12 protein-coding genes are annotated in these 15,875 nt (G+C 67.4%); 3 read left to right on the top strand and 9 right to left on the bottom strand.

The window, feature by feature from the left end; all coding sequences use genetic code 11:
• Positions 1-102 precede the first annotated feature (102 nt).
• Complete coding sequence (locus RIE31_09005) at positions 103-690, bottom strand: hypothetical protein (protein MEQ8640728.1); 588 nt, start codon at positions 688-690, stop codon at positions 103-105.
• A gap of 259 nt (positions 691-949) precedes the next feature.
• Here RIE31_09005 and RIE31_09000 point away from each other — a divergent pair, with 259 nt between their 5' ends.
• The 3 genes from RIE31_09000 to RIE31_08990 all read left to right on the top strand — a co-directional run bounded on the left by RIE31_09000 (position 950) and on the right by RIE31_08990 (position 3,523).
• Positions 950-1,669, top strand: coding sequence for a class I SAM-dependent methyltransferase (locus RIE31_09000; GenBank protein ID MEQ8640727.1), 720 nt, complete (start codon positions 950-952; stop codon positions 1,667-1,669).
• A 2-nt stretch (positions 1,670-1,671) separates the two neighbouring features.
• Complete coding sequence (gene galE, locus RIE31_08995) at positions 1,672-2,667, top strand: UDP-glucose 4-epimerase GalE (GenBank protein MEQ8640726.1); 996 nt, start codon at positions 1,672-1,674, stop codon at positions 2,665-2,667.
• Positions 2,668-2,851: 184 nt separating this feature from the next.
• Positions 2,852-3,523 (top strand): rhomboid family intramembrane serine protease, encoded by a 672-nt coding sequence (locus RIE31_08990; GenBank protein MEQ8640725.1) that lies wholly within the window; start codon positions 2,852-2,854, stop codon positions 3,521-3,523.
• Between the two features lie 167 nt (positions 3,524-3,690).
• Here the strand turns inward: RIE31_08990 and RIE31_08985 are convergent, their stop codons facing one another.
• The 8 genes from RIE31_08985 to RIE31_08950 form a co-directional block, all read right to left on the bottom strand.
• Positions 3,691-5,829, bottom strand: coding sequence for an ABC transporter ATP-binding protein (locus tag RIE31_08985; protein MEQ8640724.1), 2,139 nt, complete (start codon positions 5,827-5,829; stop codon positions 3,691-3,693).
• Between the two features lie 161 nt (positions 5,830-5,990).
• Positions 5,991-6,911, bottom strand: coding sequence for an ABC transporter permease (locus RIE31_08980; protein ID MEQ8640723.1), 921 nt, complete (start codon positions 6,909-6,911; stop codon positions 5,991-5,993).
• Between the two features lie 10 nt (positions 6,912-6,921).
• Positions 6,922-7,992, bottom strand: coding sequence for an ABC transporter permease (locus tag RIE31_08975; protein ID MEQ8640722.1), 1,071 nt, complete (start codon positions 7,990-7,992; stop codon positions 6,922-6,924).
• Positions 7,993-8,488: 496 nt separating this feature from the next.
• On the bottom strand, positions 8,489-9,952 hold the full coding sequence (locus RIE31_08970) for an aromatic amino acid lyase (protein ID MEQ8640721.1): 1,464 nt from the start codon (positions 9,950-9,952) through the stop codon (positions 8,489-8,491).
• Positions 9,949-11,421 carry an aromatic amino acid lyase gene (locus tag RIE31_08965; GenBank protein ID MEQ8640720.1) on the bottom strand — a complete coding sequence of 491 codons (1,473 nt, stop codon included), beginning with the start codon at positions 11,419-11,421 and terminating at the stop codon, positions 9,949-9,951. Before RIE31_08965 ends, RIE31_08970 begins: the two co-directional genes overlap by 4 nt.
• Positions 11,418-12,881: an aromatic amino acid lyase gene (locus RIE31_08960; GenBank protein ID MEQ8640719.1), complete on the bottom strand. Its 1,464-nt coding sequence runs from the start codon at positions 12,879-12,881 to the stop codon at positions 11,418-11,420. Before RIE31_08960 ends, RIE31_08965 begins: the two co-directional genes overlap by 4 nt.
• Positions 12,878-14,386 carry an aromatic amino acid lyase gene (locus RIE31_08955; GenBank protein MEQ8640718.1) on the bottom strand — a complete coding sequence of 503 codons (1,509 nt, stop codon included), beginning with the start codon at positions 14,384-14,386 and terminating at the stop codon, positions 12,878-12,880. The genes RIE31_08960 and RIE31_08955 overlap by 4 nt, the downstream gene beginning before the upstream one ends.
• Entirely contained in the window at positions 14,383-15,867 is a 1,485-nt protein-coding gene (locus RIE31_08950; GenBank protein MEQ8640717.1) for an aromatic amino acid lyase, read from the bottom strand. The genes RIE31_08955 and RIE31_08950 overlap by 4 nt, the downstream gene beginning before the upstream one ends.
• Positions 15,868-15,875 lie beyond the last annotated feature (8 nt).

Here is a 15,875-nt window from a genome sequence, read left to right as displayed (position 1 = left end):
CGCCGACGGCGGGCGTTGCACCACGTCCGTCATGGGCGAAACTCTGGCATTGGCCGTAGCCGGCGGCAACGGAAAATACCGGCGCGGCGGCACCGGTGCAGGCTATCGGGTGCCCTCGTGAGGGAACTCCATCCAGATGCTCAGCACCTCCAGGGCGTCCTCGGCGTCTCGCAGACGCGCCCGCTCTTCGTAATAGGCCTGGGTCCGGGCCATGCGCGCCTCGGACGACACGCCCGTCTCCCTGCGGAGGGCGTCCAGCCGTGCCTGGCTCGATTCAAGGTTCGATATTTCCCGGCCCAGGCTGTCACGGGCCGACTCGAGAATCCCGCGTCGCTGGGTCATATCGGTGACGCCCTGAAGGTCGCGCAGCAATTGCCGGAACAGGTCCGGGCGACGCGACGCGCCATAGGCGAACCATTCACTCATGACCGGGCTGAACCCGCCGATGATGAAACTCCCGTCCGCGATGGCGGGCGACCGGTAGGCAGACGAGACCAGGTCGTCGAAGAAGCTGGCGAACTGGTCGCGGTCCATGTTCAGCAGGGATTCCTGCGACGGTGTATTGCCGGACGCGGGCTCGGCCACCGTTGGAGCACCCCGTTCAGCGTCACTGGCAAGCGACGGCCCACCAGCCATGAACCCGCCGGCCAGCGGCAGGGCCAAGGCCACGGCGCTCAGGAATCGGATCATGAGGCGGGTCTCCATACGCGCATAAACGCCGGTGCAGGTCGTTCAGACCATAAGTCTGCCCGGCCGGCCGCCTCGCCGCAACCCACCCCCTGGCCGCGGTTGCGGCCGACCACTCCACGCCGCGGTTGCGGCCGACCACTCCGCCCGGCCATGACTATCCGGGCCATGGGGTGGCGGGTCCGAACCACGCAGGGGCCCGGCGTGACAGGCCACGCCGCAGCCGCCACAATGCCGTTCCCACCGATGCAGGAGATGGCCGATGGCGGGAACCCCGCCCGAATTTACCTTGCAGCAGAGCTACTATGCCCGCACCGCGGGCCACTATGATGACTGGCACGCCAGTGACGAGGGCGAGCATGACCTGGCCCTCGCGGTGCTGATCGGCTGGGCGCGTCACGCCGGCGTGCGGTCCATTCTCGATGTGGGCAGCGGTACCGGGCGCGCCCTGCGACGTATCAAGGCGGAACTTCCCGGCATCAGAGTACTGGGTATCGAGCCGTCGGAAGACCTGCGGCGCATCGGCCACGCGCAGCACGACCTGACTGAAACAGAACTTGTCGCCGGCGACGCTCTCGCGCTGGCGCAGGCCGATGGCGCGTTCGATCTGGTCTGTGCCTTCGGTGCATTGCACCATATCCGCGATGCCTCTCGCGCCATTGACGAAATGCTGCGGGTCGCCGATCGCGCGATCTTTCTCTCCGACAACAACAATTATGGCATGGGGCCCCCCGGGGCCCGTCTTGCCAAGCGCTGGCTGTGGCGGCTTGGTTTGTGGCCGGCGGTGGTGTGGCTCAAGACCCGCGGCAAAGGCTGGCACTACTCCGAGGGCGACGGGATTTACTATTCCTATTCTCTGTTCAGCGACATTGACCGCATCCGTCGCGCCTGCCGCGCTGTTCATGTGATGAACACCGACGGCGATGGCGCCATCGCCATACACGATGCCGGCCATGTGGCGGTCCTTGGGCTGAAGCGCTGATCATGCCCGGAACGCCACCGCCTGCCGCCGCCGTCACGGTTCTGGTCACCGGCGGCGCCGGCTATGTGGGCAGCCACGCGGCCAAGGCCCTGGCCGCGGCCGGTCACCGGCCGGTGGTGTTCGACACCCTGTCGCGTGGCCACGCCCGGGCGGTGCGCTGGGGTCCGCTGGTCCAGGGCGATATCCGCGACGGCGCCGCGCTGGATGCGACACTGGCCGAATACCGCCCGGCCGCGGTCATGCACTTCGCCGCCCTCGCCCTGGTGGGCGAAGGGGAAAGCGACCCGGCCACCTACTGGGACGTCAATGTGGCCGGCACCCTGTCGCTGCTCAACGCCATGACGCGGGCCGGCCTCACCTCTCTCGTCTTCTCCAGCACCTGCGCCGTCTACGGCCGGCCCGACGTGGCGGCCATCGCCGAGTCCACGCCGCTCAATCCGCTCAATACCTATGGCCGCACCAAGCTGGCGGCGGAGTCCCTGATGACGTCGTGGCACAGTCTTGGCCTGCGTCACGCGGCGCTGCGCTATTTCAACGCCGCCGGGGCCGACCCGACTGGCCTTATAGGCGAGGCGCACACGCCCGAAACCCATCTCATTCCCCTGACACTGGACGCGGCCGCCGGTGGCGCGCCGCTCGCGGTTTTCGGCAGCGACTACGACACCCCTGACGGCACCGCCATTCGCGACTATGTGCATGTGGATGATCTGGCCACGGCCCATGTGCGGGCCCTGGACCATCTTCTGGCCGGCGGCGACTCGCTGACCCTCAATCTGGGAAGCGGCACGGGTCATTCGGTGCGCCAGGTGATTCACGCGGTAGAGCAGGTGACCGGCCGGCCGGTTCCGATCACTGCCGCGCCGCGCCGGGCGGGCGATCCGCCGCGGCTGGTGGCCGCCGCCGAACACGCACAAAGAATCCTGGGCTGGACAGCAACCGGCAGCAGCCTGACCCGTATCGTCGAAACCGCCTGGGCCTGGCACAATAGTCGCCCATAGACCGGGCCGCCCGCCCCGCCGCCGTCTGTCGGCCGGCCGGCGTTCTTGCTACACTGGGTTCGCGTTACACTCGGGGGCAGATGCAGTTGTCCGGCGCGGGCCGATCTCCGTCCACCCACCTTGTCACTTTACGCCCATCCGTTGCGCGCCCGTCGCGTCGCCCTGTAGTGGAGAGCCCTGTCCCGTGTTCCGCGCTTCCGGCCAGCCGCGCCGCCTCCGGTCCGGCCCGCCCGTCTTCAACCTGCCGCCGGTCACCAAGGGGCTGGCCATCGGCCTGCTGGCCATCCATCTGCTTCTCCATGTGCTGCTGCCCCATCTCCTGGGGCCGGCCGTGGAATGGCTGGCCTTCAGTCCGGCGGCCTTCCTGGCGCAGTTTCAGCCCGACCACAGCGGCCGCACCAGCCTGCACGAATGGGGGACCCTGCTGAGCCACATGGCGCTGCACGCGGACTGGCCCCATGTCATTCTCAATACCGGCTTTCTGCTGGCCATCGGCAGCGCCGTCGAACGCGCCATCGGTCGCCCTGCCTTTGTCCTGTTCCTGGCGATCACCGGTGCCGCCGGCGCGCTCACCCTGACCGCCCTGGTCGGCCCCGCGCCGGTTATCGTCATCGGCGCGTCCGGTGCGGTCTATGGCTGCCTCGGCGCCGCCACCCGGCTCTACGCCTGGCGGCTTGGCGGGCTGAAGGCGGCGGCCGGCTTCGTCGCCGTTTTGCTGATCCTCAATGTGCTGCTGGGCTTTGTCGGCTTCGGCGACACCGCCGGCAGCGCCATCGCCTGGCAGGCCCACCTTGGCGGATTCATCGCCGGCCTCGTGCTCATTCTGGCCCTGCCACGGCGCGTCGCGCCGGGCTGAACCGCCGCCACTACGGAACCGTGGCGCGGTTCCGGCCCGCTTCCGCATATCCCGGCCCGCTGCCGCACCCGGAAAGAAAAAGGCGCCGCCCCGGGGGCGACGCCTTCTTTACCTGTGTAGCCGGGGCCTAAGTAGCCGGGGCCGCCATGAAGCGTCCCGGCCGGCCGTCAGTGTCTGGCCGTGTCGCCGTCACCCTCCGCGCCGCCGAAATTGAAGATCGGCTCCACCTTGTTCAGCTCGTCCAGCGGTATGTGACAGGCGATGGTGTGGCCCGGCGATGCCGTCACCATCGGCGGCAGCGTGGTGTCGCAGATGGCGCCGACCTTGCGCGGGCAGCGCGAGGCGAAGCGGCAGCCCGGCGGCGGGTTGAAGCCCGACGGGATCTCACCCTCAAGACGGATGCGGGTCTGCTGCAGATCCGGGTCCGGCACCGGCACCGCCGACAGCAGGGCTTCTGTATAGGGATGATAGGGCGGCTCGAAAATGTCCTCGACCGGGCCGTACTCCATCACCCGTCCCATATACATGACCACCACATGATCGGCCAGGTAACGAACCAGACCCAGATCGTGGCTGATCAGCAGGACCGTGGTGTTGTACTGCTCCTGCATTTCCCGCAGCAGGTTGATGACCGCGGCCTGTACCGAGGCGTCCAGCGCCGATACCGGTTCGTCGGCGATAACGATCTCCGGATTGCCGGCAAAGGCGCGGGCGATGGCGACGCGCTGCTTCTGGCCACCAGACAACTGACGGGGCTTACGGCCGATGAACTGGTGGTTCAGGCGGACGATGTCCAGCAGGTCCAGCACCTTGCGCCGCCGCCCCTCGCCTGAGCTTTCATCCGGCCCGGCCAGCTTGGTCAGCGCCCGTGAAATCGCCCAGCCGACGGAGTGCGACGGGTTCAGCGTCGAATCCGGGTTCTGGAACACCATCTGGATGGAGCGGATCAGTTCGCGGCCGCGCTTGCGCACCGGCACCACGGCAATGTTCTCGCCGCGCAGTTGAATGGCTCCCGCCGTCGCTTCCTCGATGCCGGTCAGCACCTTTGCAAAGGTGGACTTGCCACAGCCGGACTCGCCAACGATGGCCAGAGTCTGACCGCGCCGCGCCTCGAAATCCATGTCCTCATTGGCTTTGACATAGTTGCGCGTACGACCGGACAGCATGGCTTTCATGCTGAAGTCACGCTGCTCGTAGAACTTGGACATGTCCTCGACCGAGACGACGGTCTCGGCCGACTCCAGATTGGCCCGTGGCATGGGCTCCTTGGCGATCGGGTCCACCTCCCGCCAGCGGATGCAGCGGACCGAATGGCCCGGATCGTCGGCTACACCCTCGATCCGGATCACATTCTGGTCGCAGGTGCCAGCGCGGAAGGCGTGACAGCGCGGCCCGAAGGTGCAGCCCGGCGGCCGCTGGTTGGGCAGCGGCACCTGACCCGGGATCGGCGTCAGCTTGGTCTGCCGGCCAACCGAGGAAATGGACGGGATACAGTTGAACAGACCCATGGTGTAGGGATGGCGCGTCTTCTTGAAGACGTCACGGATCTTGCCCTCTTCCACCAGCTCGCCCGAATACATCACGCCGACCCGGTCACAGACCTTGGTGATCAGACCCAGGTTGTGGGAAATGTATAGCAGCGACGTGTTGTGCTTTTCGCGCAGTTCGGCGATGAGGTCGACCACTGCGGCCTCGATGGTCACGTCCAGTCCGGTGGTCGGTTCGTCCAGCAACAGCAGCGACGGGTTGGACAAAAGTGCCATGGCAATGACCACGCGCTGCTTCTGACCGCCGGAAATCTGGTGCGGAAAACGCCGCATGACCGATTTGGGATCGGGCATACGCACTTCGTCCAGCATGGCGGCGACGCGGTCATAGGCCTCTTCCCGCGACACGTTCTCGTGGCGGATGGGCACTTCCATCAACTGCCGGCCAACGGTCATGGACGGGTTCAACGCGGTCTGCGGATCCTGATAGACCATGGACAGACGGGCGCCGCGGATACGCCGCAGCTCTTCCGCCGGCGCCGTCGCCAGGTCCTGGCCTTCGAACAGGATCTCACCATTCACCACCCGGCCGTTAAGGCCCAGATACTGCATGATCGCCATGGCGACGGTGGTCTTGCCGCAGCCGGATTCGCCGACCAGGCCATAGCTCTCGCCCGGCTGCAGCTTGAGGTTGAAGTCGGTCACGGCCGGCACTTCGCCGGCGCGGATGAAGTAGGAGATCGACAGGTCATTGATCTCCAGGACGGGTCCGCCGGTACGCGAGCCAGATGCTCCGGGTCGGTCAAGAACGTCGGTCATGGTGCTATCCGTCTTGTCCTGGCGCGCGCGTCACGCACCGGTTGTCCATGGCGCGGTATCGCGCCGGTGATAGGCCGGGAGAGGCCGGATAAGTGGCCACCGCCCGTTGTGCTGCGCTGCGACAACCCGTCCGCCGCAGTGGCCATCCGCAGCAGTGGCCATTAGTCGCGATGGGCAATCTCGCGCAGCCCGTCCGCCAGCAGGTTGAAGCCGACAATCAGCGAGGAAATCGCAATGGACGGGAATATGGCCATCTCCGGCGAGACCGGAATGAAGTTGATCGACTTCGACACCATGCTGCCCCAGTCGGGGTTGGGCGGCGGCAGGCCAAGGCCCAGAAAGCCCAGGCCGCCGATGGTGATGATGGCATAGCCGAAGCGCAGGCACATATCGACGATAAGCGGCCCGCGGGCATTGGGCAGCAGCTCGATCAGCATGATGAAGAAACTGGACTCACCACGGATCTGCGCGGCCTTCACATATTCCTGCTCGCGGATGTCCAGCACCAGACCGCGGGTAATGCGGCCGATGCCCGGTGATGCGCCAAGGCCGATGGCGATGACGATGTTCTGTATCGACGCGCCATAGGTGGAGATCAGGATGACGTAGAGAATCAGCAGCGGGAAAGCCAGGATGACATCAGAGATACGCTGGATGATGTCATCGATCCAGCCACCGTAATAGCCTGACGTCAGACCCAGTGTGCAACCGATGATAAAGGCCGTGCCCACCGCCAGGGGCGTGACGAACAGGACCGTGCGGGCGCCGTAAAGAACGCGGGACAGGCTGTCGCGGAACAGATTGTCGAGGCCCAGCCAGTGCTCCGGCGTCGGCGAAAACCCGGTGGTGGCCAGCGCGCCGGGGAAGCTCTCGGTTGGCGAATAGGGCGCTAGCACCCCGGCGAAGATCGCCACCAGCACCCAGAAGACAATAAGCCCGACGCCAATCATGGCGGGATAGGATTCGGTCAGTAGGCCGAATCCGAAGACGGTCTTGCTGGCCCAACCGGGCAGGCGCTGCGCCGGCTGGGCATCATCGGCCGCCAGCACGCCGGCGCGGTTCACACTGGTCTGATCAGCCATTGCGAATCTCCTAGGTCAGCCGGATGCGCGGGTTCAGAATCATGTAGCCGATGTCACCCACGAACTGGGTGCCAACGGCGATGATGACCGCAATCAGGGTGGTCGCCTGCAGAACCTCGATATCGTTGAACAGGGCCGCCTGCAGGACGGTGCGGCCGAGACCGGGATAGGCGAACACCACTTCGGTGACCACGACACCGGTCAGCAACCAGCTAATCTGCAACAGCAGCACCGTGAAGGGGGCGATCATCGCATTGCGCAGGGCATGGCGGGTGATCACTTCGCGATACTTCAGCCCCTTGAGAATCGCCGTGCGGATATAGGGCTGGGTCATCACCTCGACCATGGAGCCGCGAACGATGCGCGCCACATAGCCGATGTCATACAACACCAGCACGGCGGCCGGCAGGATAAGCTGCTGCAGCAGAGACCAGTCCGTGAAATCCACCAGCGGACTGGTGCCCGGCAGCACCCGCAGCGTGAAGACAAAGATGACCAGCAGGAAGACCGCCGAGGCGAATTCTGGGATCGAGGTGGTCACCACCGAGGACATGGACAGGGTGCGGTCAAGCAGGCTGCCCTCTTTCATGCCGGCGAAAACGCCGATGATCAGGGATATGGGAACGATCATGACAAAGGCGAACCCGGCCAGCATGGCCGTATTGCCCAGACGGTTCCAGACGAAGTCGTTGACCGGTTGCCGCGTCTCCATGGAATAGCCGAAGTTGAGGAAGTACTGCTCACCGCGTGAGTCCTCAAGACCCAGGTCGGTTCGCGCGCCGGCGCCACGGCCGCGCAAGTCTTCCACCCCGGCGATGGCCTCGTTCAGTTTCGGATCGGTCAGCGGATGTGGGCTGAGACCGGCGATCTGCCCCATCCAGCGGGTGTAGCGCACCAGCAGGGGATCATCGAGCCGCAGGGTTTCCCGCAGAATCTCATACTGCGCCTGGACGGCGAACTGGCCAAGGATATTGACCTCGACCCGCGCCGGCGATGCGGCGGTGAGCACAAACAGGATGAAGCTGCACGCCCACATGACGACCAGCAACTGCCCGAGACGCTTGACGACGAAATAAGCCATTCCGGCGCTTCCCCCCAGTCCGTTCAGGTAAGACAGAACACAATGCCGCCGGAAATCTCCCGATCACGATCCTTCCCCGGACCGCTCCTATACGACACTTCCGCGACGCAGCGCCTGTTCACTGCCTGCTCAGCACCGCCGGTTATTGACTGCTCCGGGAACCCCGATGCGTCCGACTTGTTCTGCTGCGCGGCGAAGAATACGGGAGCGCCGGAGACAGACGCAAGGCAATAGCACACGCAAAACCGTGACCCGGAGCGGTCGATTCGTCTGACCGGCCTCACCCATGGCCCGCACCAATGTGTCTAATTCATTGAAAATCCACCGGATTCATCAGAGGAAACCCGCCGCCCGCCTAACCGCTCACCGACTGCGTTTTGGCCGGACCGGGCCGGATTTCCAGCCATGTCTGACATTGTTGTGAGCACAACCCAAGCGGCCACGGGAACAATTCGTTCTGCATTGGAAATATGGAGGCGGTCCGACGGTCGAACCGTCAGGACTCTGCGCTGGTGCCCGCCGGGCCGGCGATTCGATCCCTGAACGCCGCCGTCAGCGCCGCCGCCTCCGGGCCAAAACGGCGCCCTTCGGTAGCTGCCGCCACCGGCGGGAAATGCCGGCGCACCAGACTCACCAGGCTATCCAGCGCCGGTGGCGCGGTGCGGCCGGTCACCGCCAGCGCCTGGCTGGCGGCGATGGCGAGACAGGCCAGCGTCGCTTCCAGCGCGGCGGCGGCCTGCCGCTCCTTGCGCCACGCCTGCATGGTCGGCGAGGCCACGTCGTTCTGGCCGAAGCCGCCGCCTTCGCTGCCCGGCAGCAAGGTTCGCTGCGCCGCATGGCGCGCGTCCTCGACGAAGCCGATGGCCGCCATGGCCAGGATAGCCGTGCCAAAGCCCGGACTGCCGGCCGGCTTCAGCATGGCCGGCAACAGCGAGGTGGGGCCGGCGTGCATTTTGGTGGTCTGGCGGTCGGCCAGGCTCGCCAGGTCGGCCCAGCTCTGGCTCAGGGTGTCCAACGCCGGCGTCGCCATGGCGTTGTGATAGCCGCCGTTCGACAGCGCCCGGCCGTGCGGATGATCATGGTCTGCCGGCACCAGCACGGGATTGTCGGTGACCGAGGCGAGGCTCACTTCCGCCGCCCGGGTCACGCCGTCCACCGCCCGCCACGCCTGGCCCAGCACCCGCGGCAGGATGCGCCAGCCGACCGGCGCCTGATATGGCCGCCGGCCCTCTGTGCTGACACCGGTCAGCAGACGGCGCAGAGACACCAGCGCGCGGCCCTCGAAGGGGTCGCCCCACAGATCGTCCAGCGCCGGGTCATAGGCGTCGAGCGGCGCATTGAAGGCTTCCACCGACAGGGCGAACACTTCCTCCGCCAGGGCCAGGCGCGGCGTCGCCAGCAAGGCCGTATCCGCAGCCAGAGCGGCCGACACCGGCGAACCGTTGATCAGGGCCATGGGCTCGCCCTCTTCAAGGTCATCGCCCCACAGCCTGGCCGTGACAAAGGCCAGCGGCAGGACCTCGCCGGGGCCCACCTGGCCGCCCGACGGCACCTCGGCCATGGGCTCGTCCAGCAGCGCCGCCACCCGTTCGGCCATCACCGGCCGGCTCTTGGCATGGCCCTCCACATAGTTGGCCAATCGCGCGAAGACGATGCCGCGCACCACCGACTCCGGCAGGGGCTCGCCGCCAAATCCGGCGCCGGTCGCGGATTCAGGCTTCCAGGCGGAGCGCTTGCGCTGCTCGTCCGCCGGAATTGCGTTCTTGGCATCCGGCCCGCCGCCCGACGTGGTGCCATAGATGAATTGGCTGCGATCACTGTCCAGCAGGGCGATGAAACGCGCCCGCTCGTCGCTCATGCGCTGCCGCGCCCCATCGCTGAACGCCACACCCTCGCCGGCCGCCACCCGCGCATAGTTGGCCAGGGTAAAGTCCTTGCGGCTGTCCAGGGTGATGGTCATGGGCGACGCTTTCGTCCGGCCGCAGCCGGTGTCGCCGCCGCATCGGCCAGTACGCGGGCAGCGAAGGCGCGACGCAGGCGCTCCGCATACTCGCCCATGCGCCGTGGCTTGCGTTCATCCATCGGCGGAAAGTGTTGCCGCACGGTTTCGAGAAAACCGTTCAGCGCCCGCGGCGCCTTGCGCCCGGTAGTGGCCAGCGCCTGGCTGGCGCTGGCCGCCAGCAGGGCCAGCGACGCCTCGAAGGCCGTGGCCGCGCGGCGCTCCCGATCCCACGCCTGAAAGGTCGGCAAGGTCACGTCGTTCTGGCCAAAATCACCGCTGCCCGGCAGGAAGGTGCGCTGCGCCGCATGGCGCGCCGCCTCGCCATAGGCCACCTGCACCATGCGCAGCATGTGGGTGGTGAAGCCCGGCGCGCCGCTCATGGTCAGGTGCCCCTGCAGGGAAATGTCCTCACGGTGCAGCTTGACCGTCTGGCGGTCGGCCACCAGGCACAGATCGGCCCACATCGCCGCCACATTATCTATGGCCGGATAGGCCTTGGCATTGTGATAGCCGCCGTTGGACAGCGCCGTGCCCTTGGGATAGCGCTTGCACGGCATGACCCATACGGGATTGTCCGACACCGCCGACAGTGAGATCGCCGCCACCTCTTCCGCCTGGGCCACCACCCGCCGGCCCTGCCCCAGGACCCGCGGCAGGATGCGATAGCTGACCGGCGCCTGATAGGGCCGCCGTGTGCGATTGCCGCCCTTGAGCAACCGGCGCAGGGATTTGAGCGCCGCCGCCTCGTACGGGTCGCCCCACCAGTCGTCGAACACCGGATCATAGGCATCCATGGGTGCGTTGAACGCCTCGGCCGACAGGGCAAAAACCTGCTCGGCCAGAGCCAGGCGCGGACCCGCCAGCAGCGCCACATCGCCAACCAGGGCGGAGGCCGCCGGCGAGCCGTTGATCAGGCAGCCGAAGTCCCGCTCCTGCATGACAAAGACCTTTGACAGCGGATCGAACAGCGCGCCCAGCGCGATGATCTCGCCGGCGCTGCCGTTCATGTCCACCGATACCGGCGGCAGCCTCTTTTCTTTCAGCATGGCCGCCACCAGGCGCGCCAGTTTCGGGCTGATGGCCGCGTGCCCCTCGACGAAGTTGGTCAGGCGCGACAGGACGATGGCGCGCGCCACCCGCTCCGGCAGCCTCTCGCCCATGGTGCCGGTCCAGTCATGCGGCGCCCATTTCGCATACTCCTTGCGCTCGGCCACCGACAGACGGTTCTTGGCGCCTTCGCCATACCAGCTCGTCACCCCATAGACGAAGGAGTCCGGATCGCCGTCGATATAGTCCATGAAAGACGCACGGGCGCGCTCCATGGCGGCCATCGCCTTCGGCCCCAGCCTTACGTTCTCGCCGGCGAAGGCGACGCGCCGCTGCGCCGCCAGGGTCACGTCCCGCCGGCTGTTCAGAATAACGGTCATGCCGTCAGCCGGTCGTCGTGGATGGCGCCACTCAGCACCGCCTGCTCCATGGCGTCGGCCAGGGCGCGCGCTTCGGCTGCGTGGTCACGCATGGCGGCGGAGGTCGCGAACAGGCGGCGCACGTCGGCCAGCAGCGGTTGCAGCGCCGGCGGCGCAGTCCGTCCCGTCACATGCAGCGCCTGGCTGGCGGTCATCGCCAGCACCGCCAGGGTGTTGATCATCTCGCGCGCCGTCCGCCGCTCCCGCTCCCAGGCGATGGGCGCGGTGCAGTGAACATCGTCCGCCGGATCCGCCTCCCGCCCGGGGATCAGCGTGCGCTGTGCCGCCTCCTGCGCCGCCTCCACATAGGACACCGCGATCCAGCCATAGAGCTGCAGGCGCAGCGGGCTCTCCGCCGTCGCCAGCCCAGGCGGCAGCAGGGACGAGTCGCCATCGAACAGATGACTGGCGTGACGGCCGGCCAGATTGGCGATATCGGCCCAGGACTGGGCCAGCCCGTCCATCGCCGGCGCGGCGGTGGCATTGTGATAGCCGCCGTTGGACACCGCCCGGCCATTAGGATAGCGGCCATGATTGCTCGGGTGATGCGGCGGCACATAGACCGGGTTTTCAGTAACCGCGCGCAACGCAACATTGGCCACTTCCGCCATATGGTCCGCCGCCCGCCCGGCCTGGCCCAGGACCCGCGGCAGGATGCGATAACTCACCGGCGCCTGGTAATCGCGCCGCGTCGCCGCCCCGCCCTGCAGCAGGGCGCGCAGGGTCGCCAGAGCCCGTGCCTCGTGCGGGTCGTTCCACAAATCATCCAGGGCCGAATCATAGGCCGCCAGCGGCGCCAGGATGGCTTCCGCCGACAGGGCCAGCACCAGCGCCGCCAGGCGCAGTCGACGGCCGGCCAGCACCGCCGTATCCGCCGCCATGGCGCTGGCCATGGGCGAGCCGTTAAGCAGCGCGCCCGGTTCCTTGACCGAGCGGGCCTCGCCCATCAGCGGCGTGAACAGATGGAACAGCGGGATGATCTCGCCGGAGCCGATATTGCCGCCCGACGGCACCGGTGGCAGCGGGCCGTTCAGCATGGCGGCGATTTCCCGCGCCAGTTCCGGCCGCACCGCCGAATGACCCTCCACAATATTCGTCAAGCGGGCAAAGACGATGCCGCGCACCAGTCGCTCCGGCAAAGCCTCGCCGCCAAACGACTGGCCGCCGATGTGATTGGGCTTCTCCTTGGCGTGCGCCTCGCGCTCGGCGGCGTTCAGCTTGCGCCCGGCCTCCATGCCCCAGCCCGAGGTGACGCCATAGATGAAGATGTCCGGCTCTTCCAGCAGCCGGAGGAAGCTGGCCCGCGTCCGCTCCATGGTGGTGATCGCCGCCGGCGCGAAATCCACCCCCTCGCCGCCGAAGGCGACGCGGCGATAGGAGTCCAGATTCATGTCACTGCGGCGCTCCAGGATGACGGTCATGACTGACCTCCCGGGCCGGGTATGCCGGCGAATCCCATCACCTGTTCCTGCCACAGCTCTGTATCGCCACGCACTACCGCGCCGGCCATGGCCTCCGCCACCCGCTCACAGTCATGGCCCACATGGCGCAGGCTGGCGATCGGCGGACACAGCCGCCGCACCGCCGCCAGAAAATCCGTAAGCGGTGGCGCCACGTCGCGCCCCGTCACATGCAGCGCCTGGCTCGCCACCACCGCCAGCCCGGCGAGACCCAGCATCAGATAGTGCGCCGTCGCCTGCTCCTTGATGTAGGCGATGGGCGTGACGCAGGCCACATCGTCCTGGGTCGAGCCACCGGAATGACCGGTCGGCAAAAAAGTGGTGTGCGCGTTATGCCGCGCCATCTCGCTGAAGCCGCCCTGGACGAACCCCAGCGCCATGGTGGAAAAGGGGTGGTCGTCGCTGCGCAGCCCGTCCGGCAAAAGCGATACGCGGCCCATGTGCATCTTCGTTGTGTGGCGGTCGGCGATGGCCTGCAAGTCGGCCCAGCTCTGCGCCAACGCATCCAGCGCCGGCGCCGCCGCCGCACTGTGATAGCCGCCGGTGGAGATCGCCCGGCCGTGCGGATAGGCGCCGCCATTGCTGGGGTGCTCCGGCGGGATATAGACCGGATTGTCGGTGATCGCCGCCAGCATGGTTGCCGCCTGCTGTTCCGCCTGGGCAACCGCCCGATGGGCCTGACCCAGGACTCGCGGCAGCACCCGAAAGCTGACCGGTGCCTGGTAGGGCCGGCGTTCCGTGCGACCGCCGGCCAGCAGGCGGCGCAAACCAGACAGCGCCGCCGCGTCATGCGCATCACCCCACAGATCGTCCAGCGCCTCGTCATAGGCCGCCAGCGGCGCGTCGAATGCCTCGATGGAGAGCGCGAACACATGGGCCACCATGTCCAGCCGGCCGCGTGCCAGGATCGCCGCCTCACCCAGCATGGCCGAAGACACCGGCGAACCGTTGGCGAACGTGCCGGACTCCTTTTCCTCGTTGCCGTCGCCGAACAGGTGAGCGAACAGCTCACCCAGCGGCAGGATTTCGCCGGCGCTGACCGCACCGTCCAGCGACAGGTCCGGCAGTGGCCGGCCGTCCAGCATGGCCGCCACTCGCTCGGCGATTACCGGCCGCGCCGCCGCATTGCCTTCCACATAGTTGGCCAGCCGGGCAAAGACGATGGCACGGACCAGACGCGGCTCCATGCGCCGGCCATAGGTAATACCCAGTGCACGCGCCGGACGCGCCGCGTGAATGCGCCGTTGCTCCGGGTTCAGCCGCGTCTTCGCCGCCATGCCATAACCCGAGGTCACGCCATAGACGAAGGCGGTGGGATCATTGTTGATCAGATCCATGAACTGGCTGCGGGTCCTGCCCATGCGAGCGCGGGCCTGCTCGCCCAGCCGCACACTTTCGCCGGCGAACGCCACGCGGTGCAGATTGGCTAACGTAAAATCCTGCCGGCTGTTCACTGTGACGGTCATGTCTGTGCTCCTTCGGCGACCGGTCCGCGGCCATCCAGCCGCTCTATGGAGCGGGTGAAGGCGCTGGCCAGCGCCGCCAGCTCGTCGCCCTGGGCGCGCGGCGACTCCACCGGCGGAAACCAGTGTCGCACATCGTCCAGCAGATCACGGAGCGCCGCCGCCGGTCGCCGCCCCGTCACCTGCAGCGCCTGGCTGGCCGAGGCGGCCAGCACCGCCATCATGGCGTCGGCCAGACGGCTCACCGTATCCAGTCCGTTCCACGCCACCACCGTCATGACCGGCACATCGTCCTGTTCGGACGCACCGATCTCGCCGGACGACAGCAACGTCGTCTGCGCCGCGCGGCGCGCCTCTTCTTCCAGGCCGTTGGCCACATAGTCGAGGCGGTGGGTCGAGAAGTTGTGCGCCGCCACCATCAGCCGGTCGGGCAGTTCCGACACCGCTGGCTTGTGCATCTTCACCACCTGACGGTGGGCCAGGCTGATAAGGTCGGCCAGTGCGGCGGCCAGGCTGTCCATGGCCGGCGTCGCCGTGGCGTTGTGATAGCCACCGTTGGAAAACACCCGGCCGTGCGGGTGATCGTCACCACAGGTCGGATGGTCCGGCGGCACATAGACCGGGTTGTCGGTCACCGAGCGCAGCGACACCGCCGCCACATCGGCCAGGGTATCGGCGGCGCGCAGCGCCGTGCCCAACAGGCGCGGCACGATGCGCCAGCTTACCGGCGCCTGATAGAAGCGGCGTTCGCTGCGGTCAGCCTGGCCGATGTCCGCCCACAGCATGGCCAGCGCCCGGCTTTCATGGTCATCGCCCCACAAGGGGCGCAGCGCCGGATCATAGGCATCCAGCGGCGCCTTGAAGGCCTCGATGGACAGGGCGAAAATCCGCGCCATCAGCCGGAGGCGCGGCGCCGCCAGCAAGGCCGCATGACCGGCCAGGCCGGCCGACACGGGCGAGCCGTTATACAGCGCGCCGTCCTCGCGGATGCCCAGCGCGCCATCGCGCAACTCACTCATAATGTGGCCAAGCGGCACGATCTCGCCGGGCCCGGCCTGGCCCCAGCGCGGCACCACCGGCATCGCTCCGCCGTCCAGCATGGCGGCGACGCGCGCCGCCGTAGCGCTGCTGATGGCGGCATTGCCCTCGACGAAGTTTGCCAGCCGGGCAAAGACGATGGCGCGCACGGCGGCGTCCGGCAGAACGCCGCCGCCGAACGCCTGACCAAACGCCTGTGGCGGCCGCGCCGCCTTCTGCTGCCACTGGGACTGTGGAATGCGTTTGAGCGCATCCATGCCGCCGCCGGTGGTCACTCCATAGACGAAGGCGTCGGGATTGGCCGACAGCAGTTCCAGGAAATGGCCCCGCGCCCAGTCCATGCGCTGCGCCGCCGACGTGGCGAAGCGCACGGCCTCACCGGCAAAGGCAGCGCGGGCGAGGTTGGCCAGCGACAGGTGGTCGCGCGCCGCGAGTTCAACGGTCATGACCGCAC

The sequence above is a fragment of the Alphaproteobacteria bacterium genome, assembly GCA_040218575.1.
Taxonomy (GTDB): domain Bacteria; phylum Pseudomonadota; class Alphaproteobacteria; order JAVJRE01; family JAVJRE01; genus JAVJRE01.
Note: the sequence above shows the minus strand (reverse complement) of the source record. Positions and strands in the feature narration are given on the sequence as shown.